We start from the raw sequence: 21,081 nt of genomic DNA on the forward strand, positions 1-21,081 counted from the left end.
GAACCTTTTTTAGACTCAAGGATACTGTATGACAAAACAAAAGAATAAGTCGGGTGAGATTTGTCTTTTTCCTCAGTTAGTTTTGACATTAGATGTTCGGCGTTCTTTAAAGCCTGCATTTTTGCATCAAATTTTGCAAACAGAGTCTTTTGCATGCGTTATCCTTTACGATTCGCAAATCGATCAGGGGGATGAGGTCTTTTTCCAAAACAATGCTCAATTATATGCTGATGATATTCAGCGAAACGGTGCAGCTCTTCTTATCGCTGATGAAGGCCGTATTGCTGGTCGAATCAAAGCAGACGGCTTGCATTTGGATCGTAATGTTAATGCTCTGAAAAATCTTGAAAAACGGAAACAGGAAGGCAAAATCATTGGCTTTGGAAATCTGCGTAATCGTCATTCTGCTATGAATGCTGCTGAAGCCGGGAGCGATTATCTGCTGTTTGGAAAACTTGGTGCTGATAAAAAACGACACTCTCATCCCAGAAATATACAATTGGCGCAATGGTGGGCTGAGATTATGGAAATTCCTGCCATTATTCAAGCTGGGAGTGATCCCGCATCTTTTGATGAAACCTTGGCAACGGCATGTGAATTTATTGCGGTTGAAGAAATGATTTTTGCCCATGATGATCCTTTGAGTGTGCTTGATATGATAAAAAGAAAATGTATACAGTCTCCCTTATCTACGGAGACGCAATATCCATGATAAAAAGAATCGTTGGTTTATTGATCTTACTCGTATTCTGGTCTATCGCAGCTGTCGCCCATTTCGTCGAAATCCCTGATATATTCTCACAATCTGAGAGTGTTTCGAAATCTAAAAGGACTTTAAACACCATTCAATTAGAGGAACTAGAGGCTCTAGCGCCGGCAGAGGTGAAAGAGGTGCCAGTGCCAGCAGAGGTGAAAGAGGCTCTAGCGCCAGCGGAGGTGAAAGAGGTGCCAGCGCCAGCGGAGGTGAAAGAGGTGCTAGTGCCGGCAGTGGAGGTGGAAGAGGTGCCAGTGCCAGCGGAGGTGAAAGAGGTACCAGTGCCAGCGGAGGTGAAAGAGGTGCCAGCGCCAGCGGAGGTGAAAGAGGTACCAGTGCCAGCGGAGGTGAAAGAGGTGCCAGTGCCAGCAGAGGTGAAAGAGGTACCAGTGCCAGTGGAGGTGAAAGAGGTGCCAGTGCCAGTGGAGGTGAAAGAGGTACCAGTGCCAGCGGAGGTGAAAGAGGTACCAGTGCCAGCGGAGGTGAAAGAGGTACCAGTGCCAGCGGAGGTGAAAGAGGTACCAGTGCCAGCGGAGGTGAAAGAGGTATCAGTGCCAGTGGAGGTGGAAGAAGATCAAAAACCTTTTCAGTTTTTACAAGCAGGACAATATGATGAAGCTTATGATTATTATGTTAAAGGTTATTATTTAACTGCTCTTCGGGAAGCGATCAGACGTGCCGAACAAGGCGATCCAATCGCACAAACTTTAGTTGGACGAATATATCTGGAAGGATATGCTGTTCCAAGTGATGGTGCGCGTGCAGCTTTATGGTTTGGACGTGCTGCAAAACAAGGCGAACCGCATGCACAATTGCGCTATGGTCTTATGTTATTTGAAGGTCGTTTTATTACACAAAATCAAGAATTAGCCGAAGAATATATCCGAACAGCTGTGCAGGCTGGTTTACCGGAGGCCTATTTCCATTATGGACAATTGCTTCTTTATAAAGCTTCGCGCAAAACGCAATCTCTTCCAGGTGTTTCTTTACAAAGCCAAGACCATGAATGCATTGAACAGGCTTTGAAATGGTTTTTAAAAGGTAGTTCCCTAGGTGATTCTGATGCCGCTTTTGCTGCTGCACAAATTCTTGCTTCAGGAACTTTAACAAGACCGAAAGATGATTACAATGCGCTAAGATTGATTGAAGTTGCAGCCAATAATAATCATATAATGGCTCAAATAACCTTAGCAGAATGGCTTGTTCAAGGCCGTGGTGGAAAAACCGATTTTCAACGGGCTTTTCATTTACTGTTTAACAATGCAATGAACATGATTGTGCCAGCACAGATCAATTTGGCAAAGCTTTATCATGCTGGAATCGGGACAAAAGGCGATATTATCATGGCAGCGGCATGGTATATGGTTGCAAAGCAAGCAAAAGTACAGGTGTCCGATCTCGAAATTATGCTGCAAGGTTTGAGCGCCGACCAATTGGAGGAAGCCTCCAAAAAAGCGATGGAACTCATATTTGCTTTCTAAAGATATGCTCAATGCGAAACAAAGTGCTTTTATGCAAATATCTAATTTCTAAAAGAAAATCTTTTGGCAAATTTTGGGGCAATATTTTATAAGGACTTGATAAAGGTTTATAATCAGGATACTTTTTCTGCTCTATGAAGAGCCAAAAGCTAGAGTTCATAAAGGTTTTCCTCTATTTAAAGACATAATTGGAGTTCTCTACTGTAAGGACAGAATTGGGATTCTTCCCCGCAAAGACGAAATTGGATAAGAACGATGAAGATTAATGGTAATGAAATTCGACCCGGAAATGTGATCGAGCATCAAGGAGGTTTGTGGGTCGCTGTTAAATGCAATGCCGTAAAACCAGGAAAAGGCGGAGCATTTAATCAAGTCGAAATGAAAAATGTGATCGATGGTACAAAACTCAATGAGCGGTTTCGAGCGGCTGAAACCGTTGAAAGAGTTCGACTCGAACAAAAGGATTTTACCTTTCTTTATCAACAGGGTGATGTCTTGGTCTTTATGGATTCACAATCTTATGAACAGCTCGAATTGCAAAAAGATTTTGTTGGTGACCGCGCTGCTTTCTTGCAAGATGGGATGACTGTGACGGTTGAACTCTATCAAGAAAAACCAATTGGTATATCGCTTCCCGATCAAGTCACCGTGACAATTGCTGAGGCCGATCCCGCAATTAAAGGGCAAACGGTTACATCATCTTATAAGCCCGCAGTGCTTGAAAATGGTATTCGTATTCTTGTGCCGCCTTTCATTAATTCGGGTGAACGTGTGATTGTTGACACAAATGAATTAATTTATTTGCGTCGTGCAAATTAAACAAGAGGTAAGTAAGATATGGCTCATTCTGCGATCATGCATGTTATGGTGCAAGCCGCAATTAAAGCTGGTCGCTCTTTAGTGCGTGATTATGGTGAAGTCCAAAATTTGCAAGTATCATTGAAAGGTCCAGCGCATTATGTCGGTAAAGCCGGCCGCAAAGCGGAAAAAATTATTTTCACGGATTTGATGAAAGCGCGACCCAAATTCAGTTTTCTTATGAAAAAAAATGAAGAAATAACGGGAGTAGATCCCCAGCATCGTTTCATTATTAATCCTTTGGATGGAACAACAAATTTTTTGCATGGTATCCCTTTTTTCTCCGTTTCTATAGCTTTGGAACGTCAAGGCCAGATTGTTGCTGCTGTGATTTATAATCCTGTTTTTGATGAACTTTTTACTGCTGAACGCGGAAATGGTGTTTTCTATAATGATCGACGTTGTCGTGTTGCCGCACGGAGAAAATTAGAAGATTGTATGATTGCGACGGCAATTCCCCATTTAGGTTCTCCCCAACATGGGCAATATCTGATTGAATTGCGTAATGTTATGGTTGAAGTTGCAGGTGTTCGCTCTTTGGGAGCCGCTTCTCTCGATTTGGCTTACGTGGCTGCGGGAAGAACAGATGGTTTGTGGATAAATAATCTTACAATTTGGGACATGGCTACAGGGATATTGATGGTTCGTGAAGCCGGTGGTTTTATTACTGATAAAGAAGGAAAAAACGATATTTTTTGTGCAAAAAATATCGTTGCTGGCAATGAATTTGTTCAAGCGGAATTAAGGAAAATTCTCAAAAAAGGTATTTGAATGTTTCAGCTCTTTGCAAAAATATTCGAGGGATATGATATGCTAGAAGGTTTTTTTGTTGAAAAGTCCTGATTTCAAGACTATTTGAGGGAGCAGGATTTTTCGCAAAAGCATCCGAAGGAGTAGGACACCAAGAACAAGAATGTGCTTGATTAAAGCAGGTCTGATCCTCAATTTTTGAGAGTATAAGGCTTCCTACAAGAATATTCGGGAGCAGAGGATACGTTTTCAAGCATTGATAATGGTTATCCTTTTTAATGATGGTATGCTTTGGTGCTTGGTGGTTCTCTTTTTACTACGCTTTGTCTGGTGAGAATTGGAGTTTAGCCAAGCGCGCATAAACCCCGTTTTGTGCGACCAACTGTGCATGAGTCCCTTCTTCAACAAGAGTTCCTTTATCGAGAACAAGAATACGATCTGCTTTTAAAACTGTGGCTAAACGGTGTGCGATAATCAAAGTTGTACGATTTTTCATGAGTTTTTCTAAGGCATCTTGTACAAGCTTTTCGCTGTATGCGTCTAAAGCTGAAGTTGCTTCATCCAGTAGCAATAAGGGGGCGTTTCTTAAAATTGCTCGCGCTATGCCGATACGTTGTTTTTGTCCACCGGAAAGCATGATACCGCGTTCTCCAACCAGACTATCAAAGCCATCTGGTAAGGTTTCAATAAACTCAAAAGCGTTGGCAGCTTGGGCTGCGGCGATGATTTGTTCATGAGTGGCATTTTCAGTACCAAAGGCAATATTATCGCGTAATGTGCCATCAAAAATGTCGACATCTTGTGGGACATAAGCAATAAAGGAACGTAAATCATGCAGGGAAAGGCGGTTAATCTCAACGCCATCAAACTGGATATTCCCGCTTTCGGGATCATAGAAACGGAAAATAAGAGAAAAAATGGTACTTTTTCCTGCACCAGATGCGCCTACAAAGGCAACTGTTTCCCCCGCTTTGATCGAAAAGGATAGATTCTGTAAAATTTTATCATTTGCTCTGGAAGGATAATTGAAATTGACTTTGTCAAAAACAATGGCTCCTTGAACGGGTTTTGCCAATGGCAAAGGGATACTAGGGGTCATAACAGAGGGTTTTTCTTGCAGAAGTTCTGAAAGCCGTTCAGCGGCACCCGCTGCTTGTGCTAATTCTGCACCGACTTCTGATAATTGTGCGAATGTGCTGGCACCGAATATTGCATAGAGGAAAAATTGACTTAATGCTCCAACAGACAGATTACCATTCAAAACATCACGTGATCCGATCCATAAAACTCCAACAACGCTGCTAAAAACCAAAGAAATGGCAAATGCGGTAAAAATGGAACGCACGACAACTGAAGTGCGTGCTGTTTGAAATGCAGATTCAATTAAGTTTGAAAAACGTGTAGAAATAAGTTTCTCAGCGGTGAAGGCTTGTACCGTGCGAATAGCACTGACCTGTTCAGTCGCTAAAGCGTTTGCATCGGCAACACGATCCTGTGCTGTGCGTGTGTGTGTGCGAACCTTTTGCCCAAAGATTACGAGGGGAAAGGTAACACAGGGAATGGTCAGTAGAACGAGTAAGGATAATTTGGCATTCGTAATGACCATCATTATCATTGCTCCGATGATGACAATCAGATGGCGCAAAGCAATAGAGATTGTTGATCCGAGTGCTGATTTTATTTGGGTTGTGTCTGTTAAAAGCCGCGAAACAATTGCGCCAGAGTGGGATTTGTCAAAAAAAGCAGGTGAAAGTTGCATGAGGTGCGTAAAAACATCGCGCCGTAAATCTGCGACAATATGTTCACCCAAAGTGGTAACACAATAGTAGCGGCTGGCTGAAGCAAGAGCCATAAGTAAGGCTAACAACAACAAAATACCAAAATAAAAATCGAGTCTGCCACTCTCCGATGCGTTAAAATCATGATCCATTATTTGACGAATAGCGATAGGAAAGACGAGTGTAATAAAAGCAGCAAGAGACAGAGACAATAAAGCACTTATCATAAGCCAGCGATAACGTATAACGTAAGGACCAAAACTGGCAAGAAAAGTTAAAGAATGTTTTATGCTTAATGGTCTTTCGGGTCGTGTAGAACTCTTCAGGGATTCTGCGTGATGTTGTTTATGCACTTTTGTGCCTCAAAAGATTTTATTGATTAAATTTCTTAAATACTTGTTTTTTTTTATGTATTCAATTATAATAAATTTTCAGCCTATTGAATGTATAAAATAAAGTCAATGTAATAAAATATAAAGTCAGCGTGCCAAAGCAAAAACAAAAGCAATGTATCATATCGATGCATAAGCTGTTGTTTCGCATAAGCTGGTGTTTCGTTGTATAAAAACAGAAAGTTTACTGTATGAAAGCGAATATTCATCCTAATTATCATATGATTAACGTTGTCATGACTGATGGAACTCAGTATACAACGCGTTCGACTTGGGGAAAAGAGGGTGATACCCTTAATTTGGATATTGATCCAAGAACCCATCCAGCGTGGACGGGCGGTTCTCAAACATTGGTAGATCGTGGTGGGCGCGTTTCTAAATTCAAAAATCGCTTTGGTAATCTTGGTGTTTAAAATTTGCGATCTGTAAAATGTGTTGGCTTTTGTGGAGTGTAAAAGACACAAAAGCTTCAATAAGATTAGTCTATTTCTCTGGGATTAATCAGTTTTAAACCCCGATAAGGTTTGCGTTTCTTTTGCGTTTTTAATGTGTCCAGCTTTATGACTTTCTGCAAAAGCTCAGAAAAGAATCGGTTAAAAACCTCTCATCTCATAAGGTGTGTGGCGAGGTCCTAAACGAATAATAGGTGGCGGATCTCTAGATCAAGCAGATGTTTAAGTTTGCGGCGAGATGGTGGCTGCCTTCTAAATAAAGCGGATAGCTCAATTCTGAGCAGGCTGGGTGGCTGAATAGTAAGTTCAGCAGATAGTCATTCAAAGTGCGATCGATAACTGTCTTCTAAGGTATACTAACAGCTGAATTTCAAGCAGATGATAGCAGCTCTTTAAGTGAAGCTGAGATGTTGAAGTCCGCAATAGAATCATAGCTAAGGCCCAAAAGAGGGGGCAAGAAGCTACATTTGAAGCAAAGCAAAAGATGATTTACGCAGATAGTTTCGCTAAAATTTCATCGCTAACATCAAAATTAGTATAAACATTTTGCACGTCATCATCTTCTTCTAAAGTTGCAATAAGGCGTAAAACAGATTGAGCTTTTTCTTCATCTACGGGTGCAAGGATGGTGGCTTTCCAAATATTTTTGATGGATTCTGCTTCACCGAGTGTTGTTTCAAGCATTTTTGAAACTTCACCAATATCTTCGAATGCGCAAATAATGTGGTGGCCAGTTTCTTCGGTTTGGACATCTTCAGCGCCTGCTTCAATGGCTGCATCCATAATGTTATCAGCTGTGCCCGCTTCAGGCTTGTAGACGATTTCACCAATTCGATTAAACATAAAGCTAACTGAACCCGTTTCTCCTAAAGCACCGCCTGATTTGGTAAATGCGGCACGCACATTTGAAGCGGTTCGGTTTCGGTTATCGGTTAAAGCTTCAACAATGATTGCAACGCCTCCAGGGCCATATCCTTCGTAGCGGACTTCATCATAATGTTCGACATCACTGCCGGAGGCTTTTTTAATGGCTCGTTCAATATTATCTTTCGGCATTGATTGTGCTTTGGCATTTTGGACAGCGAGCCTTAAGCGCGGATTCATTGCAGGGTCAGGAGAGCCTTGTTTGGCCGCAACCGTAATTTCACGTGCAAGTTTGGAAAATATTTTCGAGCGCATTGCATCTTGACGTCCTTTACGGTGCATAATATTTTTAAATTGTGAATGGCCTGCCATAGGCTTACCTTTCCGTTTAGGTGATCAAACGCTTTTTTCAGCAGAACAAACGTACCGCTGCGTAGGGTGAATAGATTTAAAAGCCCTTATAAGAAAATTCTGACCAAAGGTAAAGATATTCTCGTTAGAATTACTAAAAGATAGGTATCTTGTCGTAGCATGAAAATCACGTTATAATATAAAGTAATTTCATGGCAGAATTGGTTTACTCTATGTTTCGCTTTATGAGAGCGAAAAGGAGAGAGTCTTAACATTTAAGTCAAAGGCTATCTAATATATAGAAATAAATACCTATAGCTTCAAAAGAGGGCAATACTCTGCTATAAAAACAGGTAAGTAAGAGGATGGTATAAAAATGGCAATGCAACTTTTGATGCCCAAAGCAACAGCTGTTTGGCTGGTTGATAATACAGCACTTTCTTTCGATCAGATTGCAGAGTTTTGTAAATTACATGTGTTGGAAGTGAAAGCCATTGCTGATGGCGAAGCTGCCTACGGTATTAGAGGGCTGGATCCAATTAGTTCTGGACAATTGACGCGGAGTGAAATCGCACGGGTTGAAGCCGATAAAACCGCACGTTTAAGAATCTCTGAGTCAAGAGTGCATTTTTCTGAAAAAAAACGCAAGGGTGCTCGCTATATCCCTCTTTCTCGGCGTCAGGATCGCCCCAATGGTATTTTATGGCTCGTTCTTAATCATCCTGAGTTGAAAGATGCGCAAATTGCACGATTGATTGGAACAACAAAATCAACCATTGAGCAAATTCGCCACAGAACACATTGGAATAGTGCTAATTTAGTCCCTCGGGATCCTGTGGGGCTTGGTTTGTGCTCGCAAATGGATTTGAATATTGAACTCCAGCGCGTTGAAAAAAATCGTCCCGTATCTGTGGAGGAAGATAGGACTTTGCTTCCTGCATCGGTGACAGAAAATTTCGCTTTCAATGAAGCAGAGGTTGAACAAGTCGTCGATAAAAATTTTGATGCCGATAAAATTTTCGCCAAATTAAACGCTCTTCAAAAGGATCGTCAAGACGATGTATAGAATAATATAGGGTTGCGCGATGGTTCAAAACGGTTCTGAAAAAGGCGCTGTGAAGGCAATTGATAGAAAATGAGAACGAGATAGAAAATAAAAAGTGGTAAAGCTTTTTATATTAATTAAACATTAACAATTATTCTTGCAGAGCTGTTAAGGTCATGTTCTTGCAGAGGTGGTAAGAATGTGCGTTATTTTAACTTTGACGTTGTTTATAAGGAGAAGCAGTCTATGGACTCTATCAAAAGCGTTACTCGTCATCCATTTGCAGTGGTTCTTTTTTTTCTATTGGCTATGGTTGGTTGTGCTAAGAAAGATATCAATGCAACAAACAGTATGAGCAGTTATTCTATGGATGGTGCTGACGTTAAGAATGCAGTATCAGGTTCCGTACAGGACTTTGTTGTTAATGTTGGTGACCGCATTTTCTTTAGTCTTGATTCTTCTTCTATTGAGCCTGATGCTCAACGTATTTTGGAACGCCAAGCGGAATGGTTGCTTCGTAATCCTCACTATTTTGTTACGATTGAAGGTCATGCTGATGAACGCGGTACGCGTGAATATAATTTGGCACTTGGGCAGCGCCGCGCTGTTGCCGCACGCGATTATTTGATTTCTCTTGGGGTGTCTGCACAACGGTTGCAAACAATTTCATACGGAAAAGAAAGACCAGTGGCAATTTGTGACGATATTTCTTGCTGGAACCAAAATCGGCGCGCTGTGACGACAGTTAGTACCGTGAGAGATCGTTAAAAGAATTTGGTCAGTAGCCCCAAGGAGGCTGTTGATGCATCTTTGGCTTTAAGTTAGCCGTTGACAAGTCTTGATGGGGGGATATGAGCAAAAAGCTTTGTGTTTATTTTTCGTTAATCTTTATGGTATGTTTCGGTTCATCTGCTCAAAGTCGTATGCATGAAAACAATCAGCTTTTCGTTGAGAGGTCCATGCAAGATCAAAACAGGTTTATAGAACGTGATGCTACTTCTGTCAAAGATGAATATTTAGAGTGGCTCTTGCATAGGATACAAATGGTGTTGGTTCATAACGATCAAGAGAAGACGGAAAATCAATTACACCAGTTTTTTGAGAAAGGAGGGGCTCTTTTTTATGTGTGTCCCTCTGATAATTTCCGTTTAGATGCGCAATTTCAGACATTTAAACGTGAGGATGAAAACCGATTCAGGAATAGAAATCAGAAATATGATGCTGGTGAGAAAAATGATATTTCTGGCGTAAAGAAGAGTTCTTCTGGTATCAAGAATGATATATCAGATGCAAAGAAGCCCGCTTTTGATGTTAAGAATCATGGTGAGAATAAACAAGCTGGGGGAATGTATGAAAAGAACGGGCGTCCTGATGAAGCCCGTAGGAGTAAAAACCTTCACGATCTATCTTCCCCCAAAGCATTGTACAAAACAGGCTATCATTTTATTCTTTCTGCTCGTTATGGTGAGGCTGAAAAAGTCTTTTGCGCTTTTCAAAATCTTTATCGACAGGATCCTTTGAGCGGTGATGCTCTCTTTTGGTTGGCAGAATCTTTGTTAGGACAAAAACGGTATCGTGAAGCGGCACAAATGTATCTTACGGTGTGGCATGAGGATAAAAAGACGCTATATGGTCCTGAAATTTTGCTAAAATTAGCAATGAGCATGGCTGCTTTGGATCAACATGGAGCGGCGTGTGCGCTCTTTGCTGACATACAAAAACGGTATAAAACGTTGGAGAGTGTTTTTTATCAACGTCTTAAAAAAGAGCAGAGTCATTCTAAGTGTCCGTTAAATTAGCTGCAAATCTTTTTAAAAAATCCGATTTTGCACATTGTCAAAAATTGATCCTTGCGGTCTCAGGAGGCAGTGATTCGCTTGCTTTAATGTTTCTGGTCAAAGATCATTTAAAAACCTTGCTTTCTCCCCCTGAGATGATTGCCGTTACGGTTGATCACCAATTGCGTGAAGAATCCAGCGCTGAAGCAGAAAATGTTGCAAAAATTTGTTGTATCCAACAGATTAAACACGTCATTGTGCAATGGAAAGGTGAAAAGCCAAAGACAAATGTCTTGGAAAAAGCACGTGTCGCACGGTATGATTTACTTTTCAAAGAAGCTGAGAAACATGGTGCAACGCTGATTATGACAGGGCATACGCTCAATGATCAGGTTGAAACTTATCAAATGCGCAGGAGCCGAAATGTTCAAAAGAATGCAGGTGCTTTGCAACAAGAACCCTTTGAAAACATGGATAAAGGAGCTTGTGTGGAAAGTGCTGTCGCAGGCATCTTTGAAAAGAGCGATGCGTTAGTGCTGGAACGCGGTTTGTCTTGTATCCCGCGGGAGGCTCTGTTGCGTCGAAAAGTGCGTTTGATTCGCCCACTTCTTGGTGTAAAGCGCAAAACATTGCGTGCTTATTTATGTTTTCGAAAAACGACTTGGATTGATGATCCAACGAATGAAGATTTGAAGTTTGAACGCGTGCGTGTGCGTTATTCGATATCTCAGCAAAAATTTGTTTCTATTGCTAAAAAAGTGAATGAAGCTACGCTTAAACGCCGTAAACAAGCACAAAAAATTGCAGATTTGATTTTAGCATTGGATATCTCGGTGGAGTATGGGCGATGTTTTATTGGAAAGCCTGCGCCTTTTTTACTCCAACATCCTGGTTTCCCTTTTGTCGTTGGATTGTTTGCAGTGCTGATGGGGGGAAGACCTTATTTGCTTCCGTATCAAAAATTGGTCGCTTTAAGACAAAAATTATGTCTGCAATATCCAGAAAAACAGCGCTTTACTCTGGCTGGATCTGTTATCGAATATAATCAAAATAGCATTGTTTGTTGGCGCGAATCGCGAAACATTAAAGAGATAATTATTGACCCGGGACAAACGCTTTTATGGGATGGGCGCTATCAAATCACCAATCAGGGTATAAATGCCATAAAGGTTAAATCTGCTGATCTTGTTCACTTGAAAGAGTGCCTTGATATGGGCATCGTTGATCTCGAACGTCCTCATTTTCCCTCTCTGCAATCGCTGCTGATGATCTCACATAACAACAGAATCGATATTCCAGAACTCTTTTATCCATTCCCTCTGCAGCACAAAGTCATTATAAAGCGAATTATAGCTCCATTTGACTGGTTATTGTCATGCGAAGATGCTGCGCTTGTCAATGTTGTTTGGCCTTTTTTTAATATCGCGTAGAAAAGATTCTTTAATATTGAAGAAAAGATGAAGAAAAATTACTCTAAAAGATGATAAACATCTTCTCATACCTTGGCAAGGCGCAGACAAGGTTATATGTTAAAAAGTAATTTTTAAGAATCTATATCTGATGAAATGGATCTAATATGAATTCCAATTACCGCTCTCTCTTTGTTTGGGGAATCATTGCTTTAATTTTAATAGTATCATTTTCTTTCTTTAATGGAGGGAACCAGCGTGCTGGAAGTGGTGAATTATCCTATTCCGAGTTTTTACAAAAAGTTGAGAATAATGAGCTTAAAAACGTTACCATTCAAGGGCAAAAATTAACGGGACAAACTGTCGATCATCGCGTTATTTCAACCTATGCGCCAAGAGATCCAAGCTTGGTGCAGAAATTGGAAAGCAAAAATGTTAATGTTAAAGCTGTTCCTGAAAGCTCAGGAAATAGTATCTTTCTCAATTTATTGTTCTCATTACTTCCTGTGATTATTATTGTCGGGGCGTGGGTTTTCTTTATGCGACAAATGCAAAATGGATCACGCGGTGCAATGGGATTTGGTAAATCAAAGGCAAAATTGTTGAGTGAAGCGCAAGGACGTGTCACTTTTCAAGATGTTGCTGGTGTTGAAGAAGCAAAACACGATTTACAAGAAATTGTTGATTTTCTCCGCGAACCTCAGAAATTTCAACGCTTAGGGGGGCGTATTCCACGTGGTGTTTTGCTCGTTGGACCTCCGGGAACCGGAAAAACCTTGCTCGCGCGTTCCGTTGCAGGTGAAGCCAATGTTCCATTCTTCACAATTTCAGGATCAGATTTTGTGGAAATGTTTGTTGGTGTTGGGGCAAGCCGTGTTCGTGATATGTTTGAGCAGGCTAAAAAAAATGCTCCATGTATCATCTTTATCGATGAAATCGACGCTGTAGGACGACATCGCGGAGCAGGATTGGGAGGAGGAAACGATGAACGGGAACAGACATTGAACCAACTGCTTGTTGAAATGGATGGATTTGAACCCAATGAAAGCATCATTCTTATTGCTGCAACAAACCGCCCCGATGTGCTCGACCCTGCTTTGCTCAGACCAGGGCGTTTTGACCGACAAGTTGTTGTGCCAAACCCTGATGTTTCTGGGCGTGAAGAAATCTTGAAAGTTCATGTGCGCAACGTACCTCTAGCTCCAAATGTCGATTTGAAAGTCTTAGCAAGAGGAACGCCGGGATTCTCTGGTGCAGATCTTATGAACCTTGTCAATGAAGCTGCTTTAATGGCGGCAAGCCGCAATAAAAGAGTGGTGACAATGCAAGAGTTTGAAGATGCAAAAGACAAAGTGATGATGGGTGCTGAACGGCGTTCGACAGCCATGACACAAGCAGAAAAAGAACTCACAGCATATCACGAGGCAGGACATGCTATTGTGGCCTTAAATGTGCCTGCTGCTGATCCTGTCCACAAAGCAACAATTGTACCAAGGGGAAGGGCTTTGGGTATGGTTATGCAGTTGCCTGAAGGTGATCGCTATTCCATGAGCTATCGGTGGATGATTTCCCGTCTGGCCATTATGATGGGTGGAAGAGTGGCTGAAGAATTGAAATTTGGGAAAGAAAATATCACATCTGGTGCTGCGTCCGATATCGAGCAAGCTACAAAATTAGCACGTGCTATGATTACACGATGGGGATTTTCCGATTTGCTTGGAAATGTTGCTTATGGGGATAATCAGGATGAAGTCTTTTTAGGTCATTCAGTTGCTAGAACACAGAATATTTCTGAAGAAACGGCACGCATGATTGATGCAGAAGTGCGTAAGCTTATTGATGATGCTTATAAAAGTGCAACAAAAATTCTGAAAACAAAAGAAAAACAATGGTTAGCACTTGCTCAGGGCTTATTGGAATATGAGACATTAACAGGTGCTGAAATTAATGAAATCATTGCAGGAAAACCTCCTTCACGCACACAGGGCAACGAGAGTATTCTTTCACGCACTTCCTCTGTCCCTAAAACAGGAGGAAAAGTTGGAAAAAGAACAACAACACCGAATGGTGTTGAGCCTGAAAGTCCTCAGTCTGATAATGCTCCGTCTGGTGGTTCTGAGTCTGGGAGTTTGAAATCTGATGGTGATAAATCCGATAGTGCTGAAAAAAATATGCGACGTACAAAGAAGAAAACCGAGACATTGGATACTCCAAAAAGCAAAACAGATGGTGAAAAAAGTTGAATGCTTTTGAACGCAAAAGAAAATAGGCAGTTCTAACGAGACTGAAAAAATGCAGCAACAGTTCTATGAGTAGTTCAGAGGTTTGTCTGTTCATTCGGTGGATCTTGTTAGGAGAGGCGCTTCTTTGTTTGAAAGGGGTATATTTTCGAGAGGGGACTTATCGAAAAGGTGGTGCTTTGATGTGTTGTTCAAATGTTGTGTGCGTGAGAAAACATTTACAGAAGGAAAGGATTGCTTAGTTTGTGAGATGTATCGTTTTTTTCTGAAAGATTCATGATCTGATAGGTTTGGGCGTGCATTTTGAGGTGGATTTTTGTGTTTTGTGGCATGTATCTTTGGATAAGATGAGGGAACATAAAGAATTCCAGTCTGTTGTTAGGACTGCGCAGATAATAAAGTAGGTATAAAAAGGAAAAAAAATGGCGCAAAAATATTTCGGTACAGATGGAATTCGAGGTAAAGCCAATTGTTTTCCCATGACGCCAGATTTTGCTATGAAAGTGGGAATGGCCGTGGGGGTTTTTTTTCGTTCACAACATCAGTCGCGTCGTGTGGTGATTGGAAAAGATACGCGGTTATCTGGGTATATGCTAGAAAATGCTTTGGTTTCAGGATTGACATCTGCTGGGATGGAAACTTTCTTATTGGGGCCTGTACCAACACCTGCTGTTGCTATGTTGTGCCGTTCTCTGCGCGCTGATATTGGGGTGATGATTTCAGCATCTCATAATCATTTCTATGACAATGGCATTAAGCTTTTTGGTTCTGATGGTTTTAAGCTTTCGGATGAAATAGAAACAAAAATTGAAGAATTAATTGATACAGATCTTTCAAAATCTTTAGCGGCGAGTGCAGAAATTGGCTACGCAAAACGGGTTGAAGGCGATATTTACCGCTATATTGAATATGCCAAACGAACTCTACCACGTGATGTGCGCTTGGATGCTTTGCGTATTGTCGTCGATTGCGCTAATGGCGCCGCTTATAAAGCTGCACCACGTGCTTTGTGGGAATTAGGCGCAGAGGTTTTTGCTATTAATAATGAGCCAAATGGTCTCAATATTAATCACAAATGTGGCTCAACTGATCTGACCTCTTTAAAAAAGAAAGTTCATGAAGTGCGTGCCGATGTGGGGATTGCTCTTGATGGAGACGGTGATCGAGTTTTAGTGGTAGATGAAAAAGCGCAAACAATTGATGGCGATCAATTGATCGCTGTTCTTGCTGAACATTGGCACAATTCTGGACGGTTGCAAAATAACGGCGTTGTTACAACTATTATGTCAAATCTGGGACTTGAGCGCTTTTTAGCCAGCAAAGGATTAGAGCTGGTGCGGACAAAAGTTGGTGATCGCTATGTTGTCGATGCAATGCGTAAAAAGGGGTATAATGTTGGTGGGGAGAGCTCTGGTCACATTGTGCTGAGTGATTTTGGAACAACCGGTGATGGGTTGGTGGCTGCCTTGCAGATTTTATCTTGTATGCAAGAAAGTCAATGTACGATGAGTCATTTATGTCAGCGTTTTGAGGCTGTGCCACAAATTTTGAAAAATATCAGAATTAAAGATAAAAATGTGTTGCAAAAGTCTGAAATTACAAGTGCAATTGAACAGGCAACAAAGCGTTTGGGAAAAAATGCACGGATGGTTATTCGTCCTTCTGGAACTGAGCCGGTAATCCGTATTATGGCGGAAGGTGATGATAAGGAAACTCTTGAAGCTATTGTTGCAGATATGGCCGATGTTATTGTGCGCAATCAGGTTGATTAAAAGAAAGCTCCATATTTTTACATGCATTCTATATAGATTTGCGTTAGGGGTTCCTTTGTAAACATCGTATGGAAGTGAAGAATTGTAGGTTGATTCTTAAATTTGGATTAGAGATGCGCTTAGGCTCTATCAATGTCTGAGATATGACACTCTCTATAACAGATTTGCATTATAACAGATTTGCGTTGTGCAGGCATATTGGCAGGCATATGGTATGGGCATGCGGATAAAACTTGAGAAATCAACAAACATATCATGATTAAGTAATGGGTGTTCGGGGTCTGTGACGGGTGCTCGGAATATGTTATCTGTAGTGCTTTCTCGGGATACGCTCTATGTTTTGTTGCTCACAGGGTGATGCAAGAGATATAGGGGGGTTTTTAATCATTGTCTTAAAATGCTGAAAACTTCGATATGGGTGGACGCGTTTTGTTGTTAAAATAAAAGGTGCTTTTCCTTGATATGAAGGAAAAGCACCTTGGGGGAGGGGAACAAAAGTCTGTATTTTAAGAAGGATCTTTTTTATCTTTTTGCCACAAAAGATAAGCAACAAGACCAAGGATAGGCACACCTAATTTGGTAAAAGGCAGATTTTGACCCAGCATTGCAATGCCGGAGAGTGTTGATGCTGTCATAAGTTGATGGCGCTGTTCTTCCAACTGTTTTTGATGCGCATAACGTTGGTACGTTCTAAAAACGTGACCAAGTAAGACTCCTAATCCTGCAATAAAAAGCCAAATGAAAAACATTATACTGGCTGCTACAAGAGGTTCCACTACCAAACATAAAGCAATAAAGCCCATAACGCATAAAAATATCAGAGCCATAAACAGTGAGATTCCGATAATTCCGTAGCAAATTGTGCGGATGCGTATTTGTTTGACGGTGTTTTTAATTCGACCGCCAACTAAGTGGCTCATAAGAGGTGCGATCAACTTCTGCATTGATTAACGACGCAACAATTGAGCAAGAACAAAGCCAATGCCTGCTGCAAACAGAACACTTTTACCGGGGTTTTTGCGAATACATTGGTTCATGGTGCTTTCAAGATCGCTTATTGTGTCTTTTGCTTGCGAGACCATTTCTTCACCATTTTCTTTCGCTGAGTTGTAAACTTTTTCAGCTTTATGTTTGGCTTTGTCCAGTTGATTTGCACCAAAATTACTGATGGTTGAGGTTATTCCTGCGATTTCATGGTGTAATTGCTTCAATTGTGCTTGAAGGTCTTTTTCTGTCGCTGTTCCATTCTTTTCTGCTGTTTTGTTATTTGCCATGATCATATTTCTTTCTATGGATTCATTATTTTTATATGGGACGTCATTTTGCTATGACGTAAACATTTTCAAACATTTACTGCTTTGGTAACGCGACAAAATCTTTTTTGTTCCACATTTTTATTTCATGGATCAATGTTTCTTGAAACTGTTCTTGTTTCGAAGCATTTCTGGCATTTGTATTTTGTATTTGCATCACAGAAGTTGATCCAAAAGAGGGCAGAAATTAAATAAATATGGCTTGTCTAGAGCAGATAACAGAATGGGAGAGAACAAAAATCAAGAGTCTCTCGGAGGAACATCTATCCTCTTGAGGAAACAGTTACAATGAGATATAAGATAGCGCACGATCAATCAGCAAAAGCTGTTTCTCTTTTGAAAAGAATTGGGGGGTATGTCCTAAAATAAAACTATATTGCAGTTATTGTGTTTTACTCCTTAAAATTGACACACAATAAAGCTACGGAAGGCTATTAATGCAATTATGAGATGAAAATGGAACCTGAAACAGTACATCTAGATCAAAGTCTTGCCGTATTTCCTACGCATGATCTTTCCCCTATTTCTATGTTTATGGCTGCCGATTGGGTGGTGAAAGCTGTTATTATCGCTTTATTAAGTGCTTCGGTCGTGTCTTGGACGATTGCTTTCGTCAAAATTGTTGAGATAACTTTGGCAAAACGAAGGGCGCGCTGTGAGCTTCGGTTAGCTCTGAATGCTCAAACTTTTGCGCGTTTGTCTGCGAGTTTTCAAGATAAAAAAGGCGTTGGAGGAGTTTTCTTGAAAGAGACTTTAAAAGAGGTTTATCTGTCTACACGACATGTCAACTTTGTAGGATCTGAAGGGATCGGTGAAAGCAAAGGTGAGGAGGCTTTCTCGTATGTGAATGTTGCGCCAAGTGAAGATGTTATGCATTTTGTCAATGAGGGCGTGGAAAAACGGGTACATTCACTTTTATCGCGCTGTTTGCTTGCTGCTATGCGGCGCGTTGCGCGTGGGAGTACTGTTCTTGCAACAATTGGCGCTATTGCACCTTTTGTTGGGCTTTTTGCTACCGTTTGGGGTATTATGAATTCTTTTATTGGGATTGCTCAATCCCAGACAACGCGGCTGGATGTTGTTGCTCCGGGAATTGCTGAGGCCTTACTTGCAACAGCTATTGGACTCTTTGTCGCTATCCCAGCTGTTATTATATATAATAGCCTCATGCGTGCGCTCAATGATTATCGAAACGATTTAGGCGATATTGCAGCTGCTATCGAAAGGCTTTTAAGTCGTGAACTTGATAAACAAAGACAACAGAAAAGTCGGAAGCAATGAAAACAAATTCTCATGATGATTGGGATACAGGTGATGGTTCGTTATACAATGATATTAATATAACGCCTTTCATTGATGTTGTGTTGGTCTTGCTCATTGTGTTTATGGTGGCTGCACCTTTGGCGACATCTGTTATTCCTGTTCAGCTCCCTTCCATGACCCAAGAAGCTTCTGTTGCCTCCCAGCCTGATGAATCTCTTTATATCACTGTGCAGAAAGATAATTCTCTTTATGTTGGAGATAAGCTTGTCAGTGAAATGCGTTTTGTCGAAGTCTTGTTGGAAGAAACAAAGCGAAATTTCAATACGAAGATTTTGATTAAAGCAGATACTGAAATTACTTATGGCTCTATTGTCGATGTCCTCAATAAATTGCGCATTGCTGGATATACCAAAATTGGTCTTGTGGGACTACAAAAGGCTTTAAATAATTTTTCAAGTGGTGCGTCTCAGCCTGTGGGTAATCATGGAATGAGCGGTTCAACAAATGATGCATCTCAGCCTATGGGCGATCATGGAATGAGTGGTTCAACAAGTGGTGCGTCTCAGTCTGTGGGCGATCATGGAATGAGTGGTTCAACAAGTGGTGCGTCTCAGTCTGTGGGCGATCATGGAATGAGTGGTTCAACAAGTGGTGCGTCTCAGCCTGTGGGCGATCATGGAATGAGCGGTTCAACAAGTGGTGCATCTCAGTCTGTGGGCGATCATGGGGTAAACACTGTTCCTCACACTACCACCATTACTCCCCATAATACAACACAGTGAATACACCGCTCCCTCTTCAGTAACGTACTTTCACAGCGTATAAGGGATATATTTATTCTATGTGATTAATCATATCCCGTTGAGCCAAAACCACCTGTTCCACGGGTTTTTGTGTCCGCTGGTGTACATATTTCTTGTGCTGTTTCAATCGTGCAAATATCAACTTGAATAACGGGTGCGATGATTGTTTGTGCAATACGCATTCCACGCTGAATGGAGAAAGTTTCTTGCCCTAAATTGATGAGAATGACTTTGACTTCGCCGCGGTAATCACTATCAATTGTTCCCGGTGCGTTTAACACGACAATTCCATGATTCAAAGATAAGCCAGAACGTGAACGTATCTGTGCTTCGTAACCGGGCATAAGATGAAACACCAAACCGGTTGGAATAAGAGCACGTTGCCCTGGCGCGAGTTCAACAGTTTCGTCTTCTGCAAGTGCGGCGCGTAAATCAAAACCAGCAGAACCCGCTGTGGCATAATTAGGAAGCTCTAAATCTTGCCCGTGTTCAAGGCGTTGTAGCAATAAAGTCATCTTTTGTGGAGGGGAAGAAGAGGCATGAGAAGAAGAAATCTCGTTATTGAGGGGAGCATTGGTTTGAGAATGAGGCATGGAAAGGGTTCCCAAAAAGATAAAACGAATGTTATTGTCGTAAAAGTTAGTTTGCGTGAAAGGGAAGAGAAGGTGTGAAAAGAAGCGTGCCTCTTCCGGTTATTCAGGCGAGTATTCGTATGCGTGTAAGACATAGCAATAATCTCCCAAAATTAAAACACAGGCACCAATTTAACAAAAGCTTCTCCACAAAACAAGTTGAGAAAGGTTTTAGAAATAGGGAGTGATTTGTCTCAAATACTTTATCAAATAAGCTGATAAAGATGTATTGATAGAAAATAATTTCTGTTTTTTATTTCAGATATTGCCGATAAGAATGCCTGTGGCAAAAACCAAAGCACCACCAATAATAACTTGGAGAGAGGCGCGCCAAAAGGGCGTTGACATAAATTTATTTTGAATCCAAACAATAGCCCATAATTCAAAAAACACGATGATAAATGCAAGAGTCGTTGCTAAGTAAAAAGAATTAATCAAATAAGGAAGAGCATGTCCTAGCCCCCCAACTGTTGTCATGACGCCGCTGGCAATGCCTCTTTTAAGCGGAGAACCACGGCCTGACAATTTCCCATCATCATGTGCTGCTTCTGTGAATCCCATTGAAAGACCTGCTCCAACAGAAGCGGAAAGGCCGATTAAAAAGGTTTGATGCGTATCACCTGTGGCAAAGGCTGCTGCAAAAATGGGGGCAAGGGTGGAAACCGATCCATCCATTAATCCTGCAAGGCCGGGTTGAATCCACGTTAAAAGTGTTTGCTTATCTGTCTGTGTTTGCACTTGCTCTTGCGTAGCTTTATTGACTTCTGTTGTCGTTTGAAGGCTGGTGTATGAGGAGGGAGTTTCCGCAAAAGAAGGCTTATCACGCACTGCAATCATATCTTTTGCATGAGCATTGTGAAAGAGGCAAAGAAGTCGCTGATAATTTTCAAGCTTGTGGACTCCCATCGCTGCAAAAAGTTCTGCTTGATTGGGAGAATTACGCTGTAAAGCTTTTGCTGCCTTTAAATAAAATGCTGCTTGTTTCTTTTTTGATTTGAGCGTGCGTGCGATCATTTCTTGCGGTGCACAAGAGGAAGAAACGTGACGGGGTACAAATGAAAAGAAGGACTTCAACATTGTTTATAGCTCTATTATTTAGAATGATTCTAAAATATAGGATGCGAAAAACGAAAGTCAATTTACAGT

At 41.2% G+C, this 21,081-nt stretch carries 17 protein-coding genes and 2 pseudogenes; 13 read left to right on the plus strand and 6 right to left on the minus strand.

All coding sequences use genetic code 11. From position 1 onward, the window contains the following. Nucleotides 1-28: 28 nt before the first annotated feature. From NPX98_RS01995 to NPX98_RS02010, 4 genes and pseudogenes are all read left to right on the plus strand, one after another. Entirely contained in the window at nucleotides 29-712 is a 684-nt protein-coding gene (locus tag NPX98_RS01995; protein ID WP_269022316.1) for a thiamine phosphate synthase, read from the plus strand. A gap of 617 nt (nucleotides 713-1,329) precedes the next feature. Then, nucleotides 1,330-2,235, plus strand: a pseudogene (locus NPX98_RS02000) (tetratricopeptide repeat protein); the annotation flags it as partial. A gap of 255 nt (nucleotides 2,236-2,490) precedes the next feature. Further along, the gene (efp, locus tag NPX98_RS02005) at nucleotides 2,491-3,054 is read left to right on the plus strand and encodes an elongation factor P (protein ID WP_269022318.1); all 564 of its coding nucleotides are present in this window, start codon (nucleotides 2,491-2,493) and stop codon (nucleotides 3,052-3,054) included. 18 nt (nucleotides 3,055-3,072) lie between these two features. Then, nucleotides 3,073-3,864 (plus strand): inositol monophosphatase family protein, encoded by a 792-nt coding sequence (locus NPX98_RS02010; RefSeq protein ID WP_269022319.1) that lies wholly within the window; start codon nucleotides 3,073-3,075, stop codon nucleotides 3,862-3,864. A gap of 295 nt (nucleotides 3,865-4,159) precedes the next feature. Here NPX98_RS02010 and NPX98_RS02015 read toward each other — a convergent pair whose 3' ends face one another. Further along, nucleotides 4,160-5,947 (minus strand): ABC transporter transmembrane domain-containing protein, encoded by a 1,788-nt coding sequence (locus NPX98_RS02015; RefSeq protein WP_442864449.1) that lies wholly within the window; start codon nucleotides 5,945-5,947, stop codon nucleotides 4,160-4,162. A gap of 257 nt (nucleotides 5,948-6,204) precedes the next feature. Here NPX98_RS02015 and rpmE point away from each other — a divergent pair, with 257 nt between their 5' ends. Further along, the gene (gene rpmE / locus NPX98_RS02020; RefSeq protein WP_269022322.1) at nucleotides 6,205-6,426 is read left to right on the plus strand and encodes a 50S ribosomal protein L31; all 222 of its coding nucleotides are present in this window, start codon (nucleotides 6,205-6,207) and stop codon (nucleotides 6,424-6,426) included. Nucleotides 6,427-6,954: 528 nt separating this feature from the next. On the opposite strand, the gene NPX98_RS02025 is transcribed toward rpmE, so the two are convergent. Further along, nucleotides 6,955-7,701, minus strand: coding sequence for a YebC/PmpR family DNA-binding transcriptional regulator (locus NPX98_RS02025; protein ID WP_269022324.1), 747 nt, complete (start codon nucleotides 7,699-7,701; stop codon nucleotides 6,955-6,957). Nucleotides 7,702-8,056: 355 nt separating this feature from the next. On the opposite strand from NPX98_RS02025, the gene NPX98_RS02030 reads away from it, so the two are divergent. From NPX98_RS02030 to glmM, 6 genes are all read left to right on the plus strand, one after another. Next, on the plus strand, nucleotides 8,057-8,746 hold the full coding sequence (locus tag NPX98_RS02030; RefSeq protein ID WP_269022326.1) for a DUF1013 domain-containing protein: 690 nt from the start codon (nucleotides 8,057-8,059) through the stop codon (nucleotides 8,744-8,746). Nucleotides 8,747-8,971: 225 nt separating this feature from the next. Then, the gene (gene pal, locus NPX98_RS02035; RefSeq protein ID WP_269022327.1) at nucleotides 8,972-9,493 is read left to right on the plus strand and encodes a peptidoglycan-associated lipoprotein Pal; all 522 of its coding nucleotides are present in this window, start codon (nucleotides 8,972-8,974) and stop codon (nucleotides 9,491-9,493) included. A gap of 83 nt (nucleotides 9,494-9,576) precedes the next feature. Then, nucleotides 9,577-10,524: a tetratricopeptide repeat protein gene (locus tag NPX98_RS02040; RefSeq protein ID WP_269022329.1), complete on the plus strand. Its 948-nt coding sequence runs from the start codon at nucleotides 9,577-9,579 to the stop codon at nucleotides 10,522-10,524. Next, nucleotides 10,509-11,933 (plus strand): tRNA lysidine(34) synthetase TilS, encoded by a 1,425-nt coding sequence (gene tilS / locus NPX98_RS02045; protein WP_269022331.1) that lies wholly within the window; start codon nucleotides 10,509-10,511, stop codon nucleotides 11,931-11,933. The genes NPX98_RS02040 and tilS overlap by 16 nt, the downstream gene beginning before the upstream one ends. Before the next feature lie 146 nt (nucleotides 11,934-12,079). Next, nucleotides 12,080-14,155, plus strand: a complete 2,076-nt coding sequence (gene ftsH, locus NPX98_RS02050) for an ATP-dependent zinc metalloprotease FtsH (RefSeq protein ID WP_269022332.1) — start codon at nucleotides 12,080-12,082, stop codon at nucleotides 14,153-14,155. Between the two features lie 419 nt (nucleotides 14,156-14,574). Then, nucleotides 14,575-15,924, plus strand: a complete 1,350-nt coding sequence (gene glmM / locus NPX98_RS02055) for a phosphoglucosamine mutase (RefSeq protein ID WP_269022334.1) — start codon at nucleotides 14,575-14,577, stop codon at nucleotides 15,922-15,924. Between the two features lie 506 nt (nucleotides 15,925-16,430). On the opposite strand, the gene NPX98_RS02060 is transcribed toward glmM, so the two are convergent. Beyond that, the gene (locus NPX98_RS02060; protein ID WP_269022336.1) at nucleotides 16,431-16,868 is read right to left on the minus strand and encodes a phage holin family protein; all 438 of its coding nucleotides are present in this window, start codon (nucleotides 16,866-16,868) and stop codon (nucleotides 16,431-16,433) included. 3 nt (nucleotides 16,869-16,871) lie between these two features. Then, nucleotides 16,872-17,198, minus strand: a complete 327-nt coding sequence (locus NPX98_RS02065; RefSeq protein ID WP_269022337.1) for a DUF883 family protein — start codon at nucleotides 17,196-17,198, stop codon at nucleotides 16,872-16,874. Nucleotides 17,199-17,693: 495 nt separating this feature from the next. On the opposite strand from NPX98_RS02065, the gene NPX98_RS02070 reads away from it, so the two are divergent. Then, nucleotides 17,694-18,518: a MotA/TolQ/ExbB proton channel family protein gene (locus NPX98_RS02070; RefSeq protein WP_269022437.1), complete on the plus strand. Its 825-nt coding sequence runs from the start codon at nucleotides 17,694-17,696 to the stop codon at nucleotides 18,516-18,518. Further along, a pseudogene (locus tag NPX98_RS02075) lies at nucleotides 18,515-19,030 on the plus strand (biopolymer transporter ExbD); the annotation flags it as partial. The gene NPX98_RS02070 and the pseudogene NPX98_RS02075, both read left to right, overlap by 4 nt. A 317-nt stretch (nucleotides 19,031-19,347) precedes the next feature. On the opposite strand, the gene dut reads toward NPX98_RS02075, so the two are convergent. Further along, nucleotides 19,348-19,896, minus strand: a complete 549-nt coding sequence (gene dut, locus NPX98_RS02080) for a dUTP diphosphatase (RefSeq protein WP_269022338.1) — start codon at nucleotides 19,894-19,896, stop codon at nucleotides 19,348-19,350. Between the two features lie 297 nt (nucleotides 19,897-20,193). Further along, the gene (locus NPX98_RS02085; protein ID WP_269022339.1) at nucleotides 20,194-21,012 is read right to left on the minus strand and encodes a VIT1/CCC1 transporter family protein; all 819 of its coding nucleotides are present in this window, start codon (nucleotides 21,010-21,012) and stop codon (nucleotides 20,194-20,196) included. Nucleotides 21,013-21,081: the final 69 nt, after the last annotated feature.

The sequence above is a fragment of the Bartonella sp. A05 genome (assembly GCF_026930145.1).
Classification (GTDB): domain Bacteria; phylum Pseudomonadota; class Alphaproteobacteria; order Rhizobiales; family Rhizobiaceae; genus Bartonella.